This window comes from Marinobacter confluentis, assembly GCF_004785685.1.
Taxonomy (GTDB): Bacteria; Pseudomonadota; Gammaproteobacteria; order Pseudomonadales; family Oleiphilaceae; genus Marinobacter; species Marinobacter confluentis.
In genome coordinates this window covers 758397-776978 of record NZ_SRPF01000001.1, presented here as the reverse complement: position 1 = coordinate 776978, position 18582 = coordinate 758397, and the positions used below count along the sequence as shown (strand labels likewise).

Genomic DNA, 18582 nt, shown 5'->3' with positions numbered 1-18582 from the left:
AGCAGACACAAAAAAGCCGGCATTCGCCGGCTTGATCACAGACTGTCAACGCCGCCTCTTACTGATAGTAGGCGTTTTCGGTGTAACTATGATCTGTTACGTCCCTCACCGCCGTAATTTCCGGTACCCGCTCGCGCAGGGTGGTCTCAACGCCCTGCTTGAGGGTCAGGCTAACCGCGCTGCAGCCCTGGCAACCGCCGCCAAAACGTAGCACAGCCACTGATTCATCGGCAATTTCCACCAGCGACACCTCGCCGCCGTGGGCGGCCAGGTTCGGGTTGATTTCTGAGGCCAGCACGTACTGGATTCGGTCAGGCAGCGGGGCATCGTCATCAACCTTGGGCACCTTGGCATTGGGCGCCTTGATGGTCAGCTGACCGCCCATCTGGTCCTTGGAGTAGTCAACGAAGGCCTCTTCCAGAAACGGAACCGAGTTGTGGTCCAGGTAGAGAGTGAACTTTTCCAGATCGACCTGTTCGTCGGTCGGAACCACTTCGTTGGGCGGGCAGTACGCCAGGCAGGTTTCAGCGTTCTTGGTGCCCGGCTGGGTCACGAAAATCCGGACACCCATGCCTTCAACGTCCTGTTTTTCGATAAGTTGAGCGAGATAATCCCGTGCGGGATCGGTCACAGTCACCAGAGCCATAATAACAACCTGTTCAAGAATGAGGTTCGAGAGTTCCGTTTGAGAGTTCCGTTTTACACTGTCCACCATTTTAAGTGAGTTCGCGCCAACATGAAAGACCAAGTAAAATAGTCAGGCTTTCCCGCCTGGCAACAGGACGATGCGATGCATTTTTGCTATCATCCCGCGGCTTTGAGTCAAACCTGAATCAAATCTGAATCAAACATGAAACCCGGAATTAACGTTATGACCGATCGTAGAACCCGCCTGGAGCAACTGTCTCAAGCCCTCAAAGACCGAATTGTGGTGCTGGATGGCGGCATGGGCACCATGATTCAGAACCTCAAGCTGGACGAAGCGGCATTCCGGGGTGATCGATTTGCGGACTACGACCGCGAAGTACAGGGCAACAATGACCTGCTGAACCTGACCCAGCCTGCCCTGCTCCGCAATATCCATGCGGATTACCTGGAAGCCGGCGCGGATATTATCGAAACCAACACGTTTAACTCGACCCGGCTGTCCCAGGCTGACTATGGCCTCGAGTCCATTGCCAAAGAGCTCAACGTTGCTGCGGCTGAACTGGCGCGCAAAGTTGCGGATGAATTCACCGCGCGGAATCCCGACAAACCGCGGTTTGTGGCTGGAGCCGTCGGTCCTACGTCGCGCACAGCATCCATTTCACCGGACGTAAACAACCCCGGTTACCGCAACGTTGATTTCCAGACCCTGGTCGACAACTACTACGAAGCAGTAGCCGGCCTGGTGGAAGGCGGTTGTGACCTGATCCTGATCGAAACCATCTTCGACACGCTGAACGCAAAGGCCGCCATTTACGGCACCCAGCAATATTTCGAGGACAGTGGAATCACGCTGCCGATCATGATATCCGGCACCATCACTGACGCCTCCGGCCGTACTCTCTCGGGCCAGACCACCGAGGCATTCTGGAATTCCATTGCCCACGCAAAACCCATTTCCGTGGGCCTGAACTGTGCATTGGGGGCCGACGCCCTGCGACCCTACGTCGAGGAACTGTCTGCCAGAGCAGACACCTACGTCAGCGCCCACCCCAATGCCGGGCTGCCTAACGAATTTGGCGAATACGATCAGACGCCGGAAGAAATGGCGGATATCATCGAGGGCTTCGCCCGGGACGGCTTCCTGAATATCATTGGCGGCTGCTGTGGTTCGCGTCCAGACCACATCGAGGCCGTCGCCAACGCGGTTGCCAAGTATCCACCGCGCAAGATTCCGTCACCCAAGCCTGCGCTGCGGCTATCCGGCCTTGAGCCCTACACCGCGGACGAAAACACCCTGTTCATCAACGTGGGTGAGCGCACCAACGTGACCGGCTCCAAACGCTTCCTGCGCCTGATCAAGGAAGAACAGTACGAGGAAGCCCTGAGCGTTGCCCGGGACCAGGTAGAAAACGGCGCCCAGATCATCGATATCAACATGGACGAGGGCATGCTGGATTCGAAGGAGGTCATGGAGATCTTCCTGAAGCTGGTGGCCTCGGAGCCGGATATTTCCCGGGTGCCCCTGATGATTGACTCGTCAAAATGGGACGTCATCGAGGCCGGTCTGCGCTGTGTTCAGGGCAAGGCGGTGGTCAACTCCATCAGCCTGAAAGAAGGCGAGGAAGAGTTCATCAAACGCGCCCGGGACTGCATGCGCTACGGCGCAGCGGTGGTCGTCATGGCCTTTGATGAAGACGGCCAGGCTGATACCTATGAGCGCAAGACCGAGATCTGCAAGCGCTCTTATGACGTGCTCACCGGTATTGGCTTTAACCCGGCAGACATTATTTTTGACCCCAACATTTTTGCCATCGCCACCGGTATCGAAGAGCACAACAATTATGCGGTGGATTTCATCAACGCTACCCGCTGGATCCGTGAAAACCTGCCTCACACGTCCATTTCCGGCGGCGTCAGCAATGTGTCCTTCTCCTTCCGGGGCAACGACGCAGTGCGCGAGGCCATCCACTCGGTGTTCCTGTACCACGCCATCAAAGCGGGTATGAACATGGGTATTGTCAATCCCGGCCAGTTGGTGATTTACGACGAGATTGACCCGGAGTTGAAAGAACTGGTGGAAGACGTTGTGCTCAACCGCCGGGACGACGCCACTGACCGCCTGCTGGAAATTGCCGAGCGCTATCGCGGCAAGGGTGGCAAAACCCAGGAAGAGGATCTGGCCTGGCGGGAGTGGCCGGTTGAAAAACGTCTGGAACATGCGCTGGTTAAAGGGATTACCAGCTACATCATTGATGACACTGAAGCCTGTCGCCTGCGCGCCGAACACCCCATTGAGGTGATCGAAGGCCCATTGATGGACGGCATGAACGTCGTCGGCGACCTGTTCGGCGATGGCAAGATGTTTCTGCCCCAGGTGGTCAAGAGTGCCCGCGTGATGAAACAGGCGGTGGCCCATCTGATCCCCTACATCGAAGCGGAGAAATCCGAAGGCCAGCAGGCCAAGGGCAAGATTCTGATGGCCACGGTGAAGGGTGATGTACACGACATTGGCAAGAACATTGTCGGCGTGGTGCTGCAGTGCAATAACTACGAAGTGATTGACATGGGTGTCATGGTCCCCTGTGACAAGATTCTGGACACGGCGATCAAGGAAAATGTCGACATCATCGGCCTCAGCGGCCTGATCACGCCGTCTCTGGATGAAATGGTCCACGTCGCCCGGGAAATGCAGCGGCTGAACTTCAATATTCCGTTGATGATCGGTGGCGCCACCACCTCCAAGGCACACACGGCGGTCAAGATTGAGCCCCAGTATAAAAACGATTTGTCTCTTTATGTGTCGGATGCCTCACGCTGCGTCAATGTGGCCTCCCAGTTGCTTAGCAAGACGGGCAAATCAAAGCTTGTCGAGAACACCCGCACCGAGTACGAAGAGATTCGCGAACGCCGCAAGAATCGGGGCGAACGAACCAAGCTGGTTTCCCTGAAAGAAGCCCGAGGCCGCGCCCCTGAGATTTCGTTTGAAGGTTACACGCCGCCGAAGCCCGCATTTACCGGTGTTCGCACCTTCGAAACCTATGATCTCGCAGCCCTTGAACCGTACATCGACTGGTCGCCCTTCTTTATTTCCTGGGATATCGCCGGCAAATACCCAACTGTATTCGACGATCCCAAACGCGGCGCCGCTGCCAAAAGCCTGTTCGAAGACGGTCAACAGATTCTGCGCCAGATGATTGACGGTAAACGCGTGTCTGCCAAAGCCGTCATCGGGTTCTGGCCGGCAAACCGCCGTGGTGACGACATCGTGCTGTACGCGGATGAAACCCGCACTGAAGAACTGACCATCCTGCACCACCTGCGACAGCAGGACGAAAAGTCCAAGGGCAAGCCGATGGTCGCCCTGTCAGACTTTGTGGCACCGGAGGGTGAAGGCCCGGTTGATTACGTTGGCGGTTTTGCGGTGACCACCGGGATTGGCGCGGAAGAATTTTCCCTCGAGTTCAAGGACAGGAACGACGACTACAACGCGATTATGGTCAAGGCGCTGGCCGACCGGCTGGCCGAGGCGTTTGCCGAGTGCATGCACGAGCGGGTACGCAAGGAATTCTGGGGCTACGCAACGGATGAGAAGCTCAGAAATGACGACCTGATCCGTGAACGGTACCGGGGCATTCGACCGGCACCAGGCTACCCTGCCTGCCCCGATCACACTGAAAAAGCCACCCTTTTCGAGCTGCTGAACGCGACAGAGAACGCCGGCATCGAGCTGACGGAAAGCTTTGCCATGTACCCGACCGCTGCGGTATCCGGCTGGTACTTCTCTCATCCGGAATCAAAGTATTTTGCCGTGGGCAAGATTGGCGCAGACCAGGTAGAGGACTACGCTGAACGCAAGGGAATTTCCAAAGCAGACGCTGAACGCTGGCTGGCACCGAGCCTGGCGTACGACCCAGCAGAATAGACAGGACTCAAGCGATGAGCGAAAACAGCGATAAGCAACCGGCGGAACGGCGCAAAGGGCCTGGCGTGCTGAAGGTACTGCAGAGTGTTCTGGCCGGCGCCCTCGGTGTGCAATCCGATAAACGCCGGGAAGAAGATTTCTCAAGCCATAGCCCGTGGCCTTACATCATTGCCGGAATACTGTTTACCGCGGGCTTTGTTGTCACTCTGGTGGTGGTGGTAAAGCTGGTGCTGGCAAACCAGTGACTATTGGCCAGCAACCCAGATGACCGCCGCTGCAACTGCCAGAATGACCAGAAAAACCGCGGCAATGGCATCTGCCTGGCTGTCGGTTGTCGATGACTTCTTCATGGTTTTCTCCCTGTTGGTGCTTGTTTTCTGTTTTGTTCGGACACAACCCGCATAATTTATGCGTTTACCGACAAAGAGTCTACCCCCCGACGGTGGAAGCCTTATCGCCAAAATCGATTAACATATTTGAAAATAATCATTTTAAGAATAATGACCCGGTGATATTCTGCCGCCCATCAGGTGACAGCTCCAGGTTATCAGTTCTTCAGCAGGACACCCCATTATGTACGTTTACGACAAGCACGACCGGCAAATGGCCGCCGAGCGCGTTGAGCAATTCCGTGATCAGACCCGCCGCGCCCTGGCCGGCGAGCTGGCAGAAGACGAGTTTCTTCCTTTACGTCTCCAGAACGGTCTCTACGTTCAACGCCTGGCCCCCATGTTGCGGATCGCCGTACCCTACGGCATGTTGCGTTCGGCCCAGCTTCGCAGGCTGGCCCGCATCTCCCGTGACTACGACAAGGGCTATGCTCATTTCACCACCCGTCAGAACGTGCAACTGAACTGGCCCGCCGTAGAAGACGTGCCCAATATTCTCGCTGAACTGGCTGAAGTTGAGATGCACGCCAACCAGACCAGTGGAAACTGCATCCGCAATACCACCACTGACCAGTTTTCCGGCGTCCAGGCGGATGAGATCGCCGATCCCCGTCCTTACTGTGAAATCATTCGGCAGTGGTCCACTTTTCATCCGGAATTTGCGTTTCTGCCCCGCAAGTTCAAGGTTGCGGTCAACGCTTCCGAGCACAGTGACCGTGCCGCAATTCAGGTTCACGACATCGGCCTGCAGCTGGTACGTAACGCAAGCGGCGAGCTGGGCTTCCGGGTTCACGTTGGCGGTGGCCTTGGCCGGACCCCAATGGTCGGCCCGGTCATTCGCGAATACCTGCCCGAGAAGGACCTGCTGACCTACCTTGAAGCCGTTCTGCGGGTGTACAACCGCTATGGCCGCCGGGACAACAAGTTCAAGGCGCGGATCAAGATCCTTGTTAAAGCACTGACACCGGAAGGCTTTGCGGAAAAAGTGGAGGCCGAATGGGCCCACATCAAGGATTCGCCAACCCAGCTCACCCGGGAAGCGATTGAAAAGTTCCAGACCTACTTTACCGAGCCCGCCTACGAGCAGGTGCCGGACGTATCTGATGATCTGGCAACCCGGCGTTTTGAAGACCGCACGTTTGACCAGTGGATGGCCCACAATGTGGATGTTCATAAAAAGCCGGGCTACGCCATTGTTACCCTGACCATGAAGAAAACCGGCACGCCCCCCGGTGATGTCAGCGACCGCCAACTGGAGCAGATTGCCGATCTGGCGGATGAATACAGCTTCGGCGAAGCCCGGGTGACCCATCAGCAGAACGCGGTCCTGGCTGACGTACGCCAGGATCGGCTGTTCGAGCTCTGGCAGGCGATCCGGCCTATGGGTTTCGCCACCGCCAACCTGAACAAGCTTACCGACGTGATCTGCTGCCCCGGCGGTGACTACTGCGCCCTGGCCAACGCCAAATCGATTCCCGTCGCTGAAGCAATCCAGCGCAAATTCGAAGACCTGGACTATCTCTACGACATCGGCGATCTGGACCTGAATATCTCAGGCTGCATGAATGCCTGTGGCCACCACCACGTTGGCAACATCGGTGTGCTGGGTGTCGACAAGAAAGGTCAGGAGTTCTACCAGATCAGTCTGGGCGGCTCGTCCCACCACGATGCAGCCATTGGCAAGATTCTTGGGCCATCCTTCGCCCGGGATGACATGCCCGATGTGATCAAGAGCATCATCGACGTCTACGTCGACAACCGTACCCAGGAAGAAGCCTTTCTGGACACTTATCGCCGTATCGGGATAGATCCTTTCAAGGAGCGCGTCTATGCCTAAGGTCATCAAACAAGACGGCAGCATTTTTCAGGATGACTGGGTTGTTGTCGAGCGCCCGGCGGATGGAGAATCACTGAACCTGCCCGACCAGCCTGCCCTGATTCCTGCGGATCTCTGGCTCGCTGGCAAAGAGCATTACATTGGGCGGAAAAACGTGGGTGTCTGGTTCGACAGCCACCAGGAGCCAGAGATACTGGCAGGCCTGGTTAACGAGCTGGATGTAATTGCGGTGAACTTTCCCAAATTTGCCGATGGTCGCGGCTACAGCATTGCCCGCCTGCTGCGCGAGCGCCTTGGCTACCGCAATGAACTGCGGGCCATTGGCGACGTGCTGCTTGACCAACTGCAATTCATGAAGCGCTGCGGCTTTGACCGCTTTGTTCTTCGCGCAGACAAAAACGCCGAAGAAGCGGCCCGGTGCCTGAACTTCTTCAGCCAGGGCTACCAGGCCGCGACGGATACGGAGGTTCCCCTGTTCCGCCGCCGCGCATCCTGAGAAGCTTCGACCAGAATCTGCCGTTGATCCCCTGAGGGATCAGCGGCTGTGGTCGAGAACAATTTTCCCAGACGACATACCTTTAAGAAACGCACTCAGAGCGCTGTCCAGCTCGCCACGGCCAATATCCCGAGCCGATGCTTCCGTTTCCGGGCAGGCCCACTCGCCGGCAAGACGACTCCAGACCAGCTGTTTCTCTGCCAGTGGAATCTCTACCGAATCCACCCCAAGAAGGTTGTTACCCCGCAGAATGAACGGCAGCACGGTGGTTTCCAGCGCAGGCCCGGCCACCAGTCCGCAACAGGCTACCGAACCACCCGGCAGAATCTGTTTCAGCATTTCTGCCAGAGGTGAGCCGCCAACCGTATCAATGCCATTGGCGAAAACCGGCTTGAGCATGGGTTTTTTGGTCGGGTCCAGTGCATCTCTGCCCAGCACTTCGCCGGCGCCCAGCTTTTTCAGGTTCTCGGCGTGCTCCGCCTTGCCACTGATAGCCACCACATCAAAGCCAAGCCGGGCCAGAATTTCAACGGCGACACTGCCGACAGCGCCGCTCGCTCCACTGACCACAACCCTGCCCTGCTCAGGAGCCGCGCCCATGGCCAGCAACTTCTTGACGCAAAGGCCAGCAGTGAGGCCGGCGGTACCATAAACCATTGCCCTTCGCGCGTCCCAACCGGCAGGCATGGGAACACACCAGGCGGCCGGCACACGGATGTATTCACCAAAACCGCCGTCCGTATTCATGCCCAGATCGTAACCGGTCACCAGCACTTTGTCGCCGGCGGACAGTGGCCCGGCTGACGCTTCAACAACCTCGCCTGCCGCGTCGATGCCCGGCGTATGGGGGAATTCACGAGTTACCCCCTTGTTGCCGGATGCAGACAGCGCATCCTTATAGTTCAGGGAAGAATGAGAGACCTTGATCAACACTTCGTTTTCCGGGAGGTCCGCCACCCGAAGAGTCTTTTCCGAGCCGACATAATCGCCGTTGGATTCCTCCACCCGCCACGCTCTGAATTCGGTTGTGTCTGTCATCATATTCCCCGTTTACGTTGGCTTTACTGGATTTTCTGATTACGGAAGGCACCGATGATACGCCATACGGTGTGCTCGAGTGCTGCACTGGTGGCAAGCCCAAGTTTTTCCGGCAGCGTCCGCTTACGCTGGTAGGTTACCGAGATTACGTCTGCCCGGTCGCAGGCTTCAATGAGATATTCGTCGGACGTTTTGATCTCATCAATCAGATTGACTTCCAGGGCGCGGCGACCAAACCAGATCTCGCCGGTTGCCACGGCGGAAATGTCCAGCCCTGGTCGGCGCTCGCTGACGTAGTCCTTGAACAGTACGTGGGTGTCTTCCAGGTCTTCCAGAAACTTTGCTCTGCCCTTTTCGGTGTTTTCGCCAAAAATGGTCAGGGTGCGTTTGTGCTCACCAGCAGTGAGCACCTCAAAATCCACGTCGTTTTTCTTGAGCAACCGGTGGAAGTTCGGCAGTTGCGCCACTACACCAATGGACCCAAGAATGGCAAAGGGCGAGGCCACAATACGGTCTGCCACGCAGGCCATCATGTAGCCGCCACTGGCAGCGACCTTGTCCACGCAGGCGGTCAGGGAAATACCCTTGGCCCGAATCCGATCAAGCTGAGCTGCCGCCAGGCCATATGAATGAACCATGCCACCGCCACTCTCCAGGCGTACAACCACTTCGTCTTTTTCGGGGTCGGCTATGCTCAGAACGGCGGTAATCGAACGCCTTAACGGATCCGTATCGCTGGCCTTGATATCCCCATCGAAATCAAGCACGAACACCCGCGCCGCCTGCTCGGACTGTTCATCGCCAGACTGCTTCTGTCTGGCTTTTTCTTCTTTACGTTTTGCCTTGTCTTCCTTTTTCTGCAGTTTTTCCCAGCGTTTTCGCTCGCCTTCCGAACGAAGCTTTGACTGCAGATGCTCGCGAAGCTTGCGGTACTTATCGTTCAGCTTGCGAACTTTCAATTCACCGTCCTCACTGGCGTCACCCTTGTCTTTTTGCGCAGCCGAGGCGATGACCGATACCACGACTATAAGGGCCACCACCAGAGTGGCCGTTTTGGCGATGAACAGTCCAAAATCCGTCAGAAATTCCAAGTTGTTTCTCCAGAGTGAGTCTTTAGCGTTCCCGATTGTAACCGAGGTGTTGAGGGGTACAAGCCGGGAAATTAAAACAAGCGTTCGATCAAGCTTGACACTGGATTTATGTGCCCCTAAAGTCGAACTCGAAACGGCTTAGCAAACGCCAAGATCAAACATATAAAAGGGTAAAAAAATGTCCGTAGCTCAGGTATTTGACAAACTGGAACAGAATTTCAATGCTGACGCAGCTCAGGGCCTGGACCTGGTATTCCAGTTCGACATTGAAGACGATAAAACCTATCACCTGGTGATCAAGGACGGAACCTGCACCAAGGCCGAGGGCCCGCACGACGACCCTTCCGTCACCCTAATCATGAATTCAGAGACACTTCAGGGTATTGTTTCCGGCGAGACCGATGGCATGCAGGCGTTCATGGCCGGCCAGCTGCGCGCTGAAGGCGATATGATGCTCGCGACCAAACTGGGTGAACTGTTTGATATGGGCTGAAGTCGCCCGCTCTCGCAGAACCAGAAAACCCTGCCAAGGCAGGGTTTTTTTATGGCCGAAGAAACGGGCTGGGGCCGTTAAAGCCCGACGTCTTCCAGTGACGACTCTGCCAGTTTGAGAAGATCGAGGTTGCGCTCTTCCCTGCGGCCCAAACTTTCAATGTAATACTCGAGCGACGTCAGGCCATCTGCGAGGGCCTCCAGCACCTGCGCCGCTGGCGGTTCGCGGGCATCCAGAAGCCGGTGCTGAATCGACTCGGCAACCCGGGCCAGAACTTTGGCGGCTTCCCTGTCATCCAGCATTTCGAGCCCTCCCCAGATGCTGTGGAGAGTTCCGGGCAGATTTGCCAGGTGCAGCTTATCGTAATCGGATTCAATAAATGCCGTAATGGCCCGTTTTGCCAGAGTCAGTGCGCTTTTCGCCTCATCAGCGACAACAAACGTTGCCTCGCGAAGATAGAGCGACTCTTCCCGTGTGCGCTGCCCGCCAGCCAGGGCGTCGGTTTCCGAGGTAATGCCACGTGTGACAATCTGCATCACCGCATCTTCGATGCCCAGCACCGAGTCCGCCAGCAGGTAGAGTTCGGTTTCCGCGGGCAGACGGCTTTCCTCTTCCCATTTGCGAAGCTTGGTCGCCTCCGCCCGCGCCATGGCGGCAAGCTGATTAAGGTCCAGCATGATCAGCGTATTGGCCAGCCGTTCTAGCAGATCCGCAATGGAACTGAGCTCGGCCAGGTCGGGCTCGATACCTCGCTCAACAATATCAAGCTTGTCTTTCAACTGATTCAGCTCGTCCTGCAGGGCCGTCGACAGGGATTGCAGAACGTCTGTTCCCGGGCCATAAAGCCGACGGGCGTGGGCATCGAACATGCTGTCGGGGAATTCTGTGGGTGCCAGTCCGAAAGCCGAGAGCGTTGACATCACTTCCGGGTTGGCGGAACCACTGCGATACAGCAGGTAGACGAGGTCGCGGATCAATGAATCCGGGGCATCCTTGGCGGTCGCCACCTTACCCACATAGACCACTTCCCGTGAGTATTTCTCGATACGCATCAGCAGGCGTTTACGCGCTTTGCTGAAGCCCATGTTGCGATCCAGCATCGCATCAGCAACCATGGACACCAGACACCACATCTGCCCCATGGGTTGGCCCTGGCACAACCTGACGAATCCCCGCGCCGATCGGCTGAAAAGCTTCTTGCTCACAATGTCATTCTTTTCGCGCAGAACGCCCAACAGGGCTACCTGGAAGGTCAGACGCATCCGGCGAGCCAGGATTTCATACTCGGCTTCATTGCCTTCAAATGGCTCGACGCTCATTTTGCTGCAGAAATCCGGCCGTTCCTTGACGTCAATCTCGAAAAAACAGGATTCCGGATAAGGCTTTTCCCGGCGGGCTTCCCTCAGATCATTGATGACCGGCAGCAGAAGTTCCGGGTGGTCGGCACGTTGCTGCTGGTAGTACTCGACATACCGCCGAAGAATGAAAAGTGCGCTATTCAGGGTGGTCAGCAGGATATTCTTGTCATCATTAGCGCCGACGGGTACGTCGTTCGCCATGGTAACGGCTTCCTGGCAAAGAAGGGTTCCGGCACGCAGTTCCACCAGCAGGAAAATACCTCTCAGCTGATTGAGGTAATCGACACAGTTCTGCAGGTCCTCACCGCTGTCGCGGTTTTCCTGAAAGCGCTCCAGGCTGGATTCAGCGTTCTTTATGGTCTGCTCAATCTCGCTTTTGACCAGATCAAAGGACTGTGATTTCGTCGCCAGAGACGATTGAACCATAAACGCTTCCTGTTATTTTTCTGCGTAAACCACCGCGTCCTTAAAACTCGCGAACTTACCATTACTTATAACACAAAACTCAAGTAGCTCAAGAAAGCGGAAATGTAACAATACGTGACTTAATTTGACGTTTTAAGCCGATCCCAGACGGTATCCCCGGCCCTGGCAGCGAGTGCCGCCATGAACTCCCGGTGAGCCTCTTCTTCCTCATCGCTGGCACTGATGACCGGCAGCGGCTGACGGCTTGCATCAACCCGACGAATCGCCTGAACACCTCCGGCATTATCACTGTTGGCATCCAGCGACAAGGCAGTCTGGCCGCCGGTCAGCAGCAGGTAAACATCAGCCAGAATCTCCGCATCCAGAAGCGCCCCGTGCAGGTCGCGACTGCTGTTATCCACGCCATAACGTTTGCACAGGGCATCCAGGTTGTTTTTCTGCCCCGGGTGCTTTTTACGGGCGATGGCCAGGGAATCGACGACGCTGCAGTGCTCGGTGGTTTTTCTTTTCGATTTCAGGCGGGCGAATTCCGCATCCATAAAGCCAATGTCGAAGGCGGCGTTATGGATCACCAGCTCGGCACCCTTGATAAACTCGAAGAACTCGTCGGCAACGTCCGAGAATATCGGTTTGTCCGCAAGAAACTCGTTGGTTATCCCGTGGATGGTGATGGCTTCGGCTTCTACCTCGCGCTCCGGATTGATATACACGTGGTAATGACGACCTGTGAGCTGCCGTTCAATCATTTCCACGCAACCGATTTCGATAATCCGGTGCCCTTCTGCAGGGTCGATGCCGGTGGTTTCGGTGTCCAGTACGATCTGTCTCATACAGTTTGTCTCTCAATGCTTGGTGGCTCAGGTGAATCAGGCGTTCATCAGCTCCTCAACGCCCTTGTTGGCCAGTTCATCCGCCAATTCATTGCCCGGGTCGCCCGAGTGCCCTTTAACCCAGTGCCAGTTGACCTTGTGCCTGGCGAACTCCTCGTCTAGCTGGCGCCAAAGGTCTTCGTTCTTGACCGGCTTTTTTGCAGCTGTCTTCCAACCGTTTTTTTTCCAGCCCTGCATCCACTCGGTAATGCCTTTGCGAACGTATTGCGAATCCGTATAGAGCTCTACCCGACAGGATCGCCTGAGCGCTTTCAGCCCCTGAATGGCAGCCATCAGCTCCATACGGTTATTGGTTGTACCGGCTTCGCCGCCATGCAGCAATTTGCGGGCATTACCATAGAAAAGCACCGCGCCCCAGCCTCCGGGGCCAGGATTACCCTTGCAGGCACCGTCTGTGTATATGACCACTGTGTCCGGCATTTTGCCTCCGCCTGAATGATTCTTTGTAACTCGCCCAAAGCACAGATGCCGGCGCACCCAGGAGTTCAGTCTTCCGGGTAACCCTTGCCGGAATAGCCTCTGGAGGCCCCAACAGCGCCGCGCGCCGGGATCGGAATTACCTTCTGGCTACGCCAGGCCGGCTTTCGCGGTAACCTCGAGTAGACCCTTTTTTTGGCAAGGATACAGTAATAGGCTCCCAGGGGCAGGAGTCGGTTTGCACAAAAACGCTCAACCAGGCCCCGGCTTTCATTGAAAGCCGCCGACTGTAACGGCGTTCTGAAGAAGCACGAATCAGTAGACTCGATAGTAAAGTCCAGCAATCGAAGCCAGTCTTCCATCCTCGACTTCAGCAGGAAGCGGCCACCCCACGGACCGGCACCATGGCGCGAGACCAACCGCCTTAGCCCCCAGAGACCGACGGGATTGAAGCCGATCAACAGAATAGAGCCTTCCCCTCTCAAAACACGGGAAGCTTCCCTCAACGCCTGGTGCGGGTAAGGTGAAAAATCCGCGGTGTGATGAAGTATCACCAGATCCATTGAATCCCCGGGGAATGGCAGTTCGTCTGCGTCGCTGACCGCAACGCCGTCCGGCATGTCGTCCTGCCAGGTCGGCGTGGTCAGTATGCGTTGGGAAAAGTCCGTTCCGGTCGCCAGGGGCAACCGATGACTCAGCGCAACATGCAACTGCCTTGCCCCTGTAAGCTTCCCTGCCAGGCGGTCTACCTGTGCCCGCTGATCAGCCAGTAAAGAGCGCCCTAACGGGGTCTGGAACCAGTCTTCAAAGCTTTGGTGGCGCGCGGTGTAATCGATTTCTGCGGCCTGGCCCATGGCTGCTCCCCCTGGATCCGAGCAAACGGTCCGTAAATGATTGCCCCACGTAAAGCTGGGAGCAGGAAAAAAATTATTGCTCTATCATAACAGCCACATTCTGACTGCACATGGGTAAAGCTATGCTGACCATAAACCCGATTCACGCGTTCAGCGATAATTACATCTGGTGCCTTGCCGATCATGAAAATCACCGGGCCCTGATTGTTGACCCTGGCCAGGCCGACCCGGTCGTCAAACACCTGGAGGCTGAAGGTCTGGTACTGGACACCATTCTGGTTACCCATCATCATCCGGACCATACTGGCGGCATCGCCAGGCTTGCATCGCTCTACCCCGACTGCCGAATTGTCGGGCCCGCAGATTCTCCCTTTAAAGGCGTGACAGAGCCGGTCCAGGCGCAGGATCTTGTGACCTGGCAGAATCTCTCGTTCAGGGTGTTTCATGTTCCCGGGCACACACTCGACCACATCGCGTTCTATTCCGAAGGCCCTGTGGCCGGGCGCCCGGTGTTGTTTAGTGGCGACACTTTGTTTGTCTGTGGCTGTGGCCGGCTGTTTGAAGGTTCCCCTGCCCAGATGCGGAAATCGCTGGATGCACTGAGGCAACTGCCAGACGCCACAGCCGTCTATTGCGCCCACGAATACACCCTCGCCAACCTCCGATTTGCCCGCCACTGGCTGCCGGCGGATTCTGAACTGAAAGCATTTGAGGCTCATTGCCAGGACCTGCGAGACCGCGGCCAGCCCACTGTACCGTCGACCATCGGCGCTGAGAAAAAACTGAATCCGTTCCTGCGCTGGGATGACCGCAACCTGGTCGAGTCAGCCAGGGAATATGCCAGCCAGAGAGGCCTGGCTTGTGCCACCGATGATGACGTGTTTGCGGCCACACGCCATGGAAAAGACAATTTCTGACCGGTTTTTAACAAATTCTGTCAGTGACGTAACGCGAGCCATGTTGACCGCCCAGAAAGGCTTCCCATAGACTCGCATCTACACTGATCTGCCCGGCCGGGCACTGTGTGGCCCGGCCATTCCCAGCCATCCGGATATTTTATTATGAGTCTTTACCACCTGCCGACACTGCTTTTTATAGGCGCCCTGACCAGCGGATGTCAGATGCTGCCTTCCAGCCAGCAGAGCTCATCGGACGATGTTCTGGATTCCGAAAAACTGAGTGTTGCCGCCGGCGACGAAGGTCTGAAAGAAGCGGTTGAAAGCGGCGACGAGGCCGAGCAGGCGCGCGCTGTCAAGGCCACTCGCACAAAGCTTGACGACGCCATTGAGCCTTCTATGAAAGCAACGGCAGAGGACGCGCGGGAGAAACTGGACGAGCCGTCCGGGCCGACGGCTGAGACAGATAAAGCGGTGGAACCCGCGAATGTTCCGGAACCCGACCTTTGGGAGCGATTGCGCAAAGGGTTTGCACTGAACCACGATGTCGATCAGCAAAGAGTGCGCTCACAGCTGAACTGGTACAAATCCCATCCCCGCTACATCGACCGCGTGTCCGAGCGCGGCAGTCGCTACCTCTATTACATTCTCAATGAAGCGGAAAAACGCGGCCTGCCGACAGAACTGGTGCTGCTGCCCATTGTCGAAAGTGCGTTTGATCCATTTGCCTATTCCCACGGCCGCGCCGCCGGGCTATGGCAGTTCATACCGTCTACCGGTAAATATTTCGGCCTGACCCAGAGCTGGTGGCATGACGAGCGCAGGGATGTGGTTGCAGCAACCGATGCCGCTTTCAATTACCTGGAGCGCCTGGCAAAGCGTTTCGATGGCGATTACATGCTGGCTCTTGCCGCCTATAACAGCGGTGGCGGTACCGTTAATAGCGCGATGCGCCGGAACCGTAACCAAAACAAGCCGACTGATTTCTGGTCACTGGACCTGCCCCGGGAAACCCGGGCCTACGCACCCAAGCTGATTGCCCTGGCCAAGATCTTCGCAGACCCCGCGAAATACAACATCGAGCTACCAGCTCTAAAAGACGAGCCTTATTTCGAGATTGTTGATACCGGCTCCCAGATTGACCTGGCACAGGCGGCCAGGCTGGCGCAGGTTGACATAGAAGAAATATATCTGCTGAACCCGTCTTTCAATCGCTGGGCGACCTCACCGGATGGGCCCCACCGTCTTTTGATACCGGTGCAGAACGCCGATACGTTCCGTACGGCCCTTGCTGACGTGGGGCCAGCCGAACGGGTTTCCTGGCACAGCTATGAAGTGGAATCCGGTGACACCCTCGGCTCCATTGCCCAAAGCTATGGCACCACCCCATCGGTGATCCAGCAGGTCAACAAGCTCAACAGCCACATTATCCGCATCGGCCAGCGCCTCATGATCCCCTCTGCCAGCCAGGACGCGGACACCTACAGCCTCAGTGCAGCTGAACGCCTGAGTCGCAAGCAGGACAACGCCGGCCGCAGCGCCGGGGGCAAACGGGTGGATTACACGGTCCGCTCCGGCGACACCTTCTGGGATATCGCCCGTGAACATAAAGTCAGCGTTCGGGAGCTTTCGTCCTGGAATGGCATGGCGCCCGGCGACCCACTGATGCCTGGTCAGGACCTGGTCATCTGGTCAAAATCCCCGCGGGCAACCCAGATGGCCAAAGCGTCCCAGGCTAATCTTCGAGGCGATGACGGCATGGTCAGAAGAGTGGGCTACCGGGTGCGTAAAGGCGATTCACTGTCCCGAATTGCCAACCGGTTTGCCGTCAATGTGAGCGACATCGCAAGCTGGAACAACCTGAACACGTCCCGTTATCTGCAGCCCGGGCAAAGTCTGGTACTCTACGTCGATATCAGAAACAGCCCCTGAGCCCCCTTAACCTGAACGCGCGAGTTCTATGACAACGAAACGCACTGCCCCGACATCCAACAGTAAGCGAGTTCTCACAGGCCTTGCCCTGGCGGCGTTGGCGACACTTTCGATGCCGGGTCAGGCGTCAACTGAGCCGACACACGGCCTGGCCATGCACGGCGAGGTCAAATACCCGGAAGGCTTCAGCCATTTTGACTACGTCAATCCCGACGCCCCCAAAGGCGGGGAACTGCGCATGGCCGTGGTGGCCAATGGCTACGATTCCTTCAACCCCTTCGTCGCCAGGGGCATTTCTGCGGCCGGTGTTGAAACCTACCTGTATGACACTCTGCTGGCCTCATCAGACGACGAGCCTTTTTCGGTCTATGGCCTGATTGCTGAATCCATCGAGACACCGGAAGATCGCAGCTACGTTATCTACAACCTCCGTGACGGGGCCAGATTTCACGATGGCGAGGCCATTACCGCCGAAGACGTGAAGTTCTCCTTTGAGCTGTTAACAACGGAAGGACACCCCCGCTATCGAAGCTACTATCAGGACATCAGCAAGGTCACCGTTGAAGGGCCGCAGCGTGTGCGGTTTGATTTTTCCAGCACCGTTAACCGTGAACTTCCCCTGATCATCGGCCAGTTGCCTATTCTGCCAAGCCATTACTGGGCAGAACGCACCTTCGGCGAAAACGGCCTTGACAAGCCGGTAGGCAGCGGCCCTTACCAAATTGGCAGGTTCGAGGCTGGCCGTTCGGTCAGCTATCAGCGGGTCGAGGACTATTGGGCACAAGACCTTGGCGTTCGCAAAGGCCGCTTCAATTTCGACACCGTCACCTACGAGTACTACACCGATGATACGGTGGCGCTTGAATCCTTCCGTGCCGGCAACTATGACTTCCGTGTAGAGTCACAGGCCAAAAACTGGGCTACAGCCTATACCGGCGATGCCTTCGACACAGGTAAAATCACCACGGAAGCCATCGAACACAGCCGGCCCGCCGGCATGCAGGCGTTCGTCTTCAATACCCGACGGGAGGTTTTCAAGGACCCCGCGGTTCGAAAGGCCCTGGCTTATGGCTTCGATTTTCAGTGGGCCAACCAGAATCTGTTTTTCGGTCAGTACACGCGCACCAAAAGCTATTTTGAAAACAGTGAGCTGGCGTCGTCCGGTCTACCAGCGGGTCGGGAACTGGAAATCCTCGAGCCCTATCGCGATCAGCTTCCGGAAGCGGTATTCACAACCGAGTACGCACCACCCTCAACGGGGGACGGCCGTACCATGCGGGACAACCTTCGGGACGCACTGACCCAGTTGCGTGCCGCCGGCTACGCCATCGAAGATGGCACCATGATCAAGAAAGCAACGGGCGAGCCACTTGCCTTTGAAGTAATGCTGTTCCAGAAGACGTTTGAACGGGTCATTCTGCCCTTCAAGAACAACCTTGAAAAACTGGGCATCGACGTAGCGGTCAGACTGGTGGATTCCAATCAGTATGCAGAGCGCTGGCGCACTCGTGATTTCGATATGACGGTAGGCGTTTTCCCACAGTCGGACTCCCCCGGCAATGAACAGCGAGGCTACTGGCATTCATCCTCCGCGAAACAGGATGCCACTCGCAATCTGGCAGGCGTCAGCGACCCTGTGGTGGATGAACTGGTGGAATATCTAATCGGCGCGCCAAACAGGGACGAACTGGTTCAACGAACCCGCGCTCTGGATCGGGTGCTGCTGCACGGCCACTACGTGATTCCCAACTGGTTCCTGGCCAGCGACCGCATTGCTTACTGGTCTTTCCTGAAACGCCCTGAATCGGTTCCGAAAAACGGCGCCGATGTGAACAACTGGTGGGTCGAACGCTAATCCATGCTGCCCTGGCCTGACCGAACCCCCGCGGAGCATC

Annotated in this window: 15 protein-coding genes; 8 read left to right on the top strand and 7 right to left on the bottom strand. The window is 56.7% G+C overall.

Annotation, left to right across the window (positions count from 1 at the left end; all coding sequences use genetic code 11):
* Positions 1 to 58 precede the first annotated feature (58 nt).
* Positions 59 to 646 (bottom strand): Fe-S biogenesis protein NfuA, encoded by a 588-nt coding sequence (gene nfuA / locus E5Q11_RS03570; RefSeq protein ID WP_135802007.1) that lies wholly within the window; start codon positions 644 to 646, stop codon positions 59 to 61.
* Between the two features lie 225 nt (positions 647 to 871).
* Here nfuA and metH point away from each other — a divergent pair, with 225 nt between their 5' ends.
* The 4 genes from metH to E5Q11_RS03550 all read left to right on the top strand — a co-directional run bounded on the left by metH (position 872) and on the right by E5Q11_RS03550 (position 7292).
* Complete coding sequence (gene metH / locus E5Q11_RS03565) at positions 872 to 4570, top strand: methionine synthase (RefSeq protein WP_135802006.1); 3699 nt, start codon at positions 872 to 874, stop codon at positions 4568 to 4570.
* Between the two features lie 14 nt (positions 4571 to 4584).
* Positions 4585 to 4815, top strand: coding sequence for a DUF2970 domain-containing protein (locus E5Q11_RS03560; RefSeq protein WP_135802005.1), 231 nt, complete (start codon positions 4585 to 4587; stop codon positions 4813 to 4815).
* Positions 4816 to 5143: 328 nt separating this feature from the next.
* The gene (locus tag E5Q11_RS03555) at positions 5144 to 6796 is read left to right on the top strand and encodes a nitrite/sulfite reductase (RefSeq protein WP_135802004.1); all 1653 of its coding nucleotides are present in this window, start codon (positions 5144 to 5146) and stop codon (positions 6794 to 6796) included.
* Complete coding sequence (locus tag E5Q11_RS03550; RefSeq protein WP_135802003.1) at positions 6789 to 7292, top strand: DUF934 domain-containing protein; 504 nt, start codon at positions 6789 to 6791, stop codon at positions 7290 to 7292. Before E5Q11_RS03555 ends, E5Q11_RS03550 begins: the two co-directional genes overlap by 8 nt.
* Before the next feature lie 39 nt (positions 7293 to 7331).
* Here the strand turns inward: E5Q11_RS03550 and E5Q11_RS03545 are convergent, their stop codons facing one another.
* Both E5Q11_RS03545 and sohB read right to left on the bottom strand, forming a co-directional pair.
* Complete coding sequence (locus tag E5Q11_RS03545) at positions 7332 to 8330, bottom strand: YhdH/YhfP family quinone oxidoreductase (RefSeq protein WP_135802002.1); 999 nt, start codon at positions 8328 to 8330, stop codon at positions 7332 to 7334.
* Between the two features lie 23 nt (positions 8331 to 8353).
* On the bottom strand, positions 8354 to 9421 hold the full coding sequence (gene sohB, locus E5Q11_RS03540) for a protease SohB (protein ID WP_135802001.1): 1068 nt from the start codon (positions 9419 to 9421) through the stop codon (positions 8354 to 8356).
* A gap of 178 nt (positions 9422 to 9599) precedes the next feature.
* Here sohB and E5Q11_RS03535 point away from each other — a divergent pair, with 178 nt between their 5' ends.
* Positions 9600 to 9914, top strand: a complete 315-nt coding sequence (locus E5Q11_RS03535) for an SCP2 sterol-binding domain-containing protein (protein ID WP_135802000.1) — start codon at positions 9600 to 9602, stop codon at positions 9912 to 9914.
* A 77-nt stretch (positions 9915 to 9991) separates the two neighbouring features.
* On the opposite strand, the gene E5Q11_RS03530 is transcribed toward E5Q11_RS03535, so the two are convergent.
* From E5Q11_RS03530 to E5Q11_RS03515, 4 genes are all read right to left on the bottom strand, one after another.
* A complete protein-coding gene (locus tag E5Q11_RS03530) occupies positions 9992 to 11698 on the bottom strand; it encodes a chemotaxis protein (protein WP_135801999.1) in 1707 nt (568 codons plus the stop codon).
* A gap of 119 nt (positions 11699 to 11817) precedes the next feature.
* Positions 11818 to 12528, bottom strand: a complete 711-nt coding sequence (gene dnaQ, locus E5Q11_RS03525) for a DNA polymerase III subunit epsilon (RefSeq protein ID WP_135801998.1) — start codon at positions 12526 to 12528, stop codon at positions 11818 to 11820.
* A gap of 36 nt (positions 12529 to 12564) precedes the next feature.
* Complete coding sequence (rnhA, locus tag E5Q11_RS03520; protein ID WP_135801997.1) at positions 12565 to 13008, bottom strand: ribonuclease HI; 444 nt, start codon at positions 13006 to 13008, stop codon at positions 12565 to 12567.
* Positions 13009 to 13073: 65 nt separating this feature from the next.
* Positions 13074 to 13859: a class I SAM-dependent methyltransferase gene (locus tag E5Q11_RS03515; protein ID WP_135801996.1), complete on the bottom strand. Its 786-nt coding sequence runs from the start codon at positions 13857 to 13859 to the stop codon at positions 13074 to 13076.
* A 122-nt stretch (positions 13860 to 13981) separates the two neighbouring features.
* Between E5Q11_RS03515 and gloB the strand changes: the two genes are divergently transcribed.
* The 3 genes from gloB (at position 13982) to E5Q11_RS03500 (ending at position 18542) form a co-directional block, all read left to right on the top strand.
* Positions 13982 to 14776 (top strand): hydroxyacylglutathione hydrolase, encoded by a 795-nt coding sequence (gene gloB, locus E5Q11_RS03510; protein ID WP_135801995.1) that lies wholly within the window; start codon positions 13982 to 13984, stop codon positions 14774 to 14776.
* 144 nt (positions 14777 to 14920) lie between these two features.
* Positions 14921 to 16687, top strand: coding sequence for a LysM peptidoglycan-binding domain-containing protein (locus E5Q11_RS03505; RefSeq protein WP_135801994.1), 1767 nt, complete (start codon positions 14921 to 14923; stop codon positions 16685 to 16687).
* 28 nt (positions 16688 to 16715) lie between these two features.
* Positions 16716 to 18542: an extracellular solute-binding protein gene (locus tag E5Q11_RS03500; protein WP_404802763.1), complete on the top strand. Its 1827-nt coding sequence runs from the start codon at positions 16716 to 16718 to the stop codon at positions 18540 to 18542.
* The last annotated feature ends 40 nt before the right edge of the window (positions 18543 to 18582 follow it).

Bases quoted from the DNA above. Each gene is read 5' to 3' on its own strand.
- nfuA (WP_135802007.1), bottom strand. From the start codon at position 646: ATGGCTCTGGTGACTGTGACCGATCCCGCACGGGATTATCTCGCTCAA.
- metH (WP_135802006.1), top strand. From the start codon at position 872: ATGACCGATCGTAGAACCCGCCTGGAGCAACTGTCTCAAGCCCTCAAA.
- E5Q11_RS03560 (WP_135802005.1), top strand. From the start codon at position 4,585: ATGAGCGAAAACAGCGATAAGCAACCGGCGGAACGGCGCAAAGGGCCT.
- E5Q11_RS03555 (WP_135802004.1), top strand. From the start codon at position 5,144: ATGTACGTTTACGACAAGCACGACCGGCAAATGGCCGCCGAGCGCGTT.
- E5Q11_RS03550 (WP_135802003.1), top strand. From the start codon at position 6,789: ATGCCTAAGGTCATCAAACAAGACGGCAGCATTTTTCAGGATGACTGG.
- E5Q11_RS03545 (WP_135802002.1), bottom strand. From the start codon at position 8,330: ATGACAGACACAACCGAATTCAGAGCGTGGCGGGTGGAGGAATCCAAC.
- E5Q11_RS03535 (WP_135802000.1), top strand. From the start codon at position 9,600: ATGTCCGTAGCTCAGGTATTTGACAAACTGGAACAGAATTTCAATGCT.
- E5Q11_RS03530 (WP_135801999.1), bottom strand. From the start codon at position 11,698: ATGGTTCAATCGTCTCTGGCGACGAAATCACAGTCCTTTGATCTGGTC.
- dnaQ (WP_135801998.1), bottom strand. From the start codon at position 12,528: ATGAGACAGATCGTACTGGACACCGAAACCACCGGCATCGACCCTGCA.
- rnhA (WP_135801997.1), bottom strand. From the start codon at position 13,008: ATGCCGGACACAGTGGTCATATACACAGACGGTGCCTGCAAGGGTAAT.
- E5Q11_RS03515 (WP_135801996.1), bottom strand. From the start codon at position 13,859: ATGGGCCAGGCCGCAGAAATCGATTACACCGCGCGCCACCAAAGCTTT.
- gloB (WP_135801995.1), top strand. From the start codon at position 13,982: ATGCTGACCATAAACCCGATTCACGCGTTCAGCGATAATTACATCTGG.
- E5Q11_RS03505 (WP_135801994.1), top strand. From the start codon at position 14,921: ATGAGTCTTTACCACCTGCCGACACTGCTTTTTATAGGCGCCCTGACC.
- E5Q11_RS03500 (WP_404802763.1), top strand. From the start codon at position 16,716: ATGACAACGAAACGCACTGCCCCGACATCCAACAGTAAGCGAGTTCTC.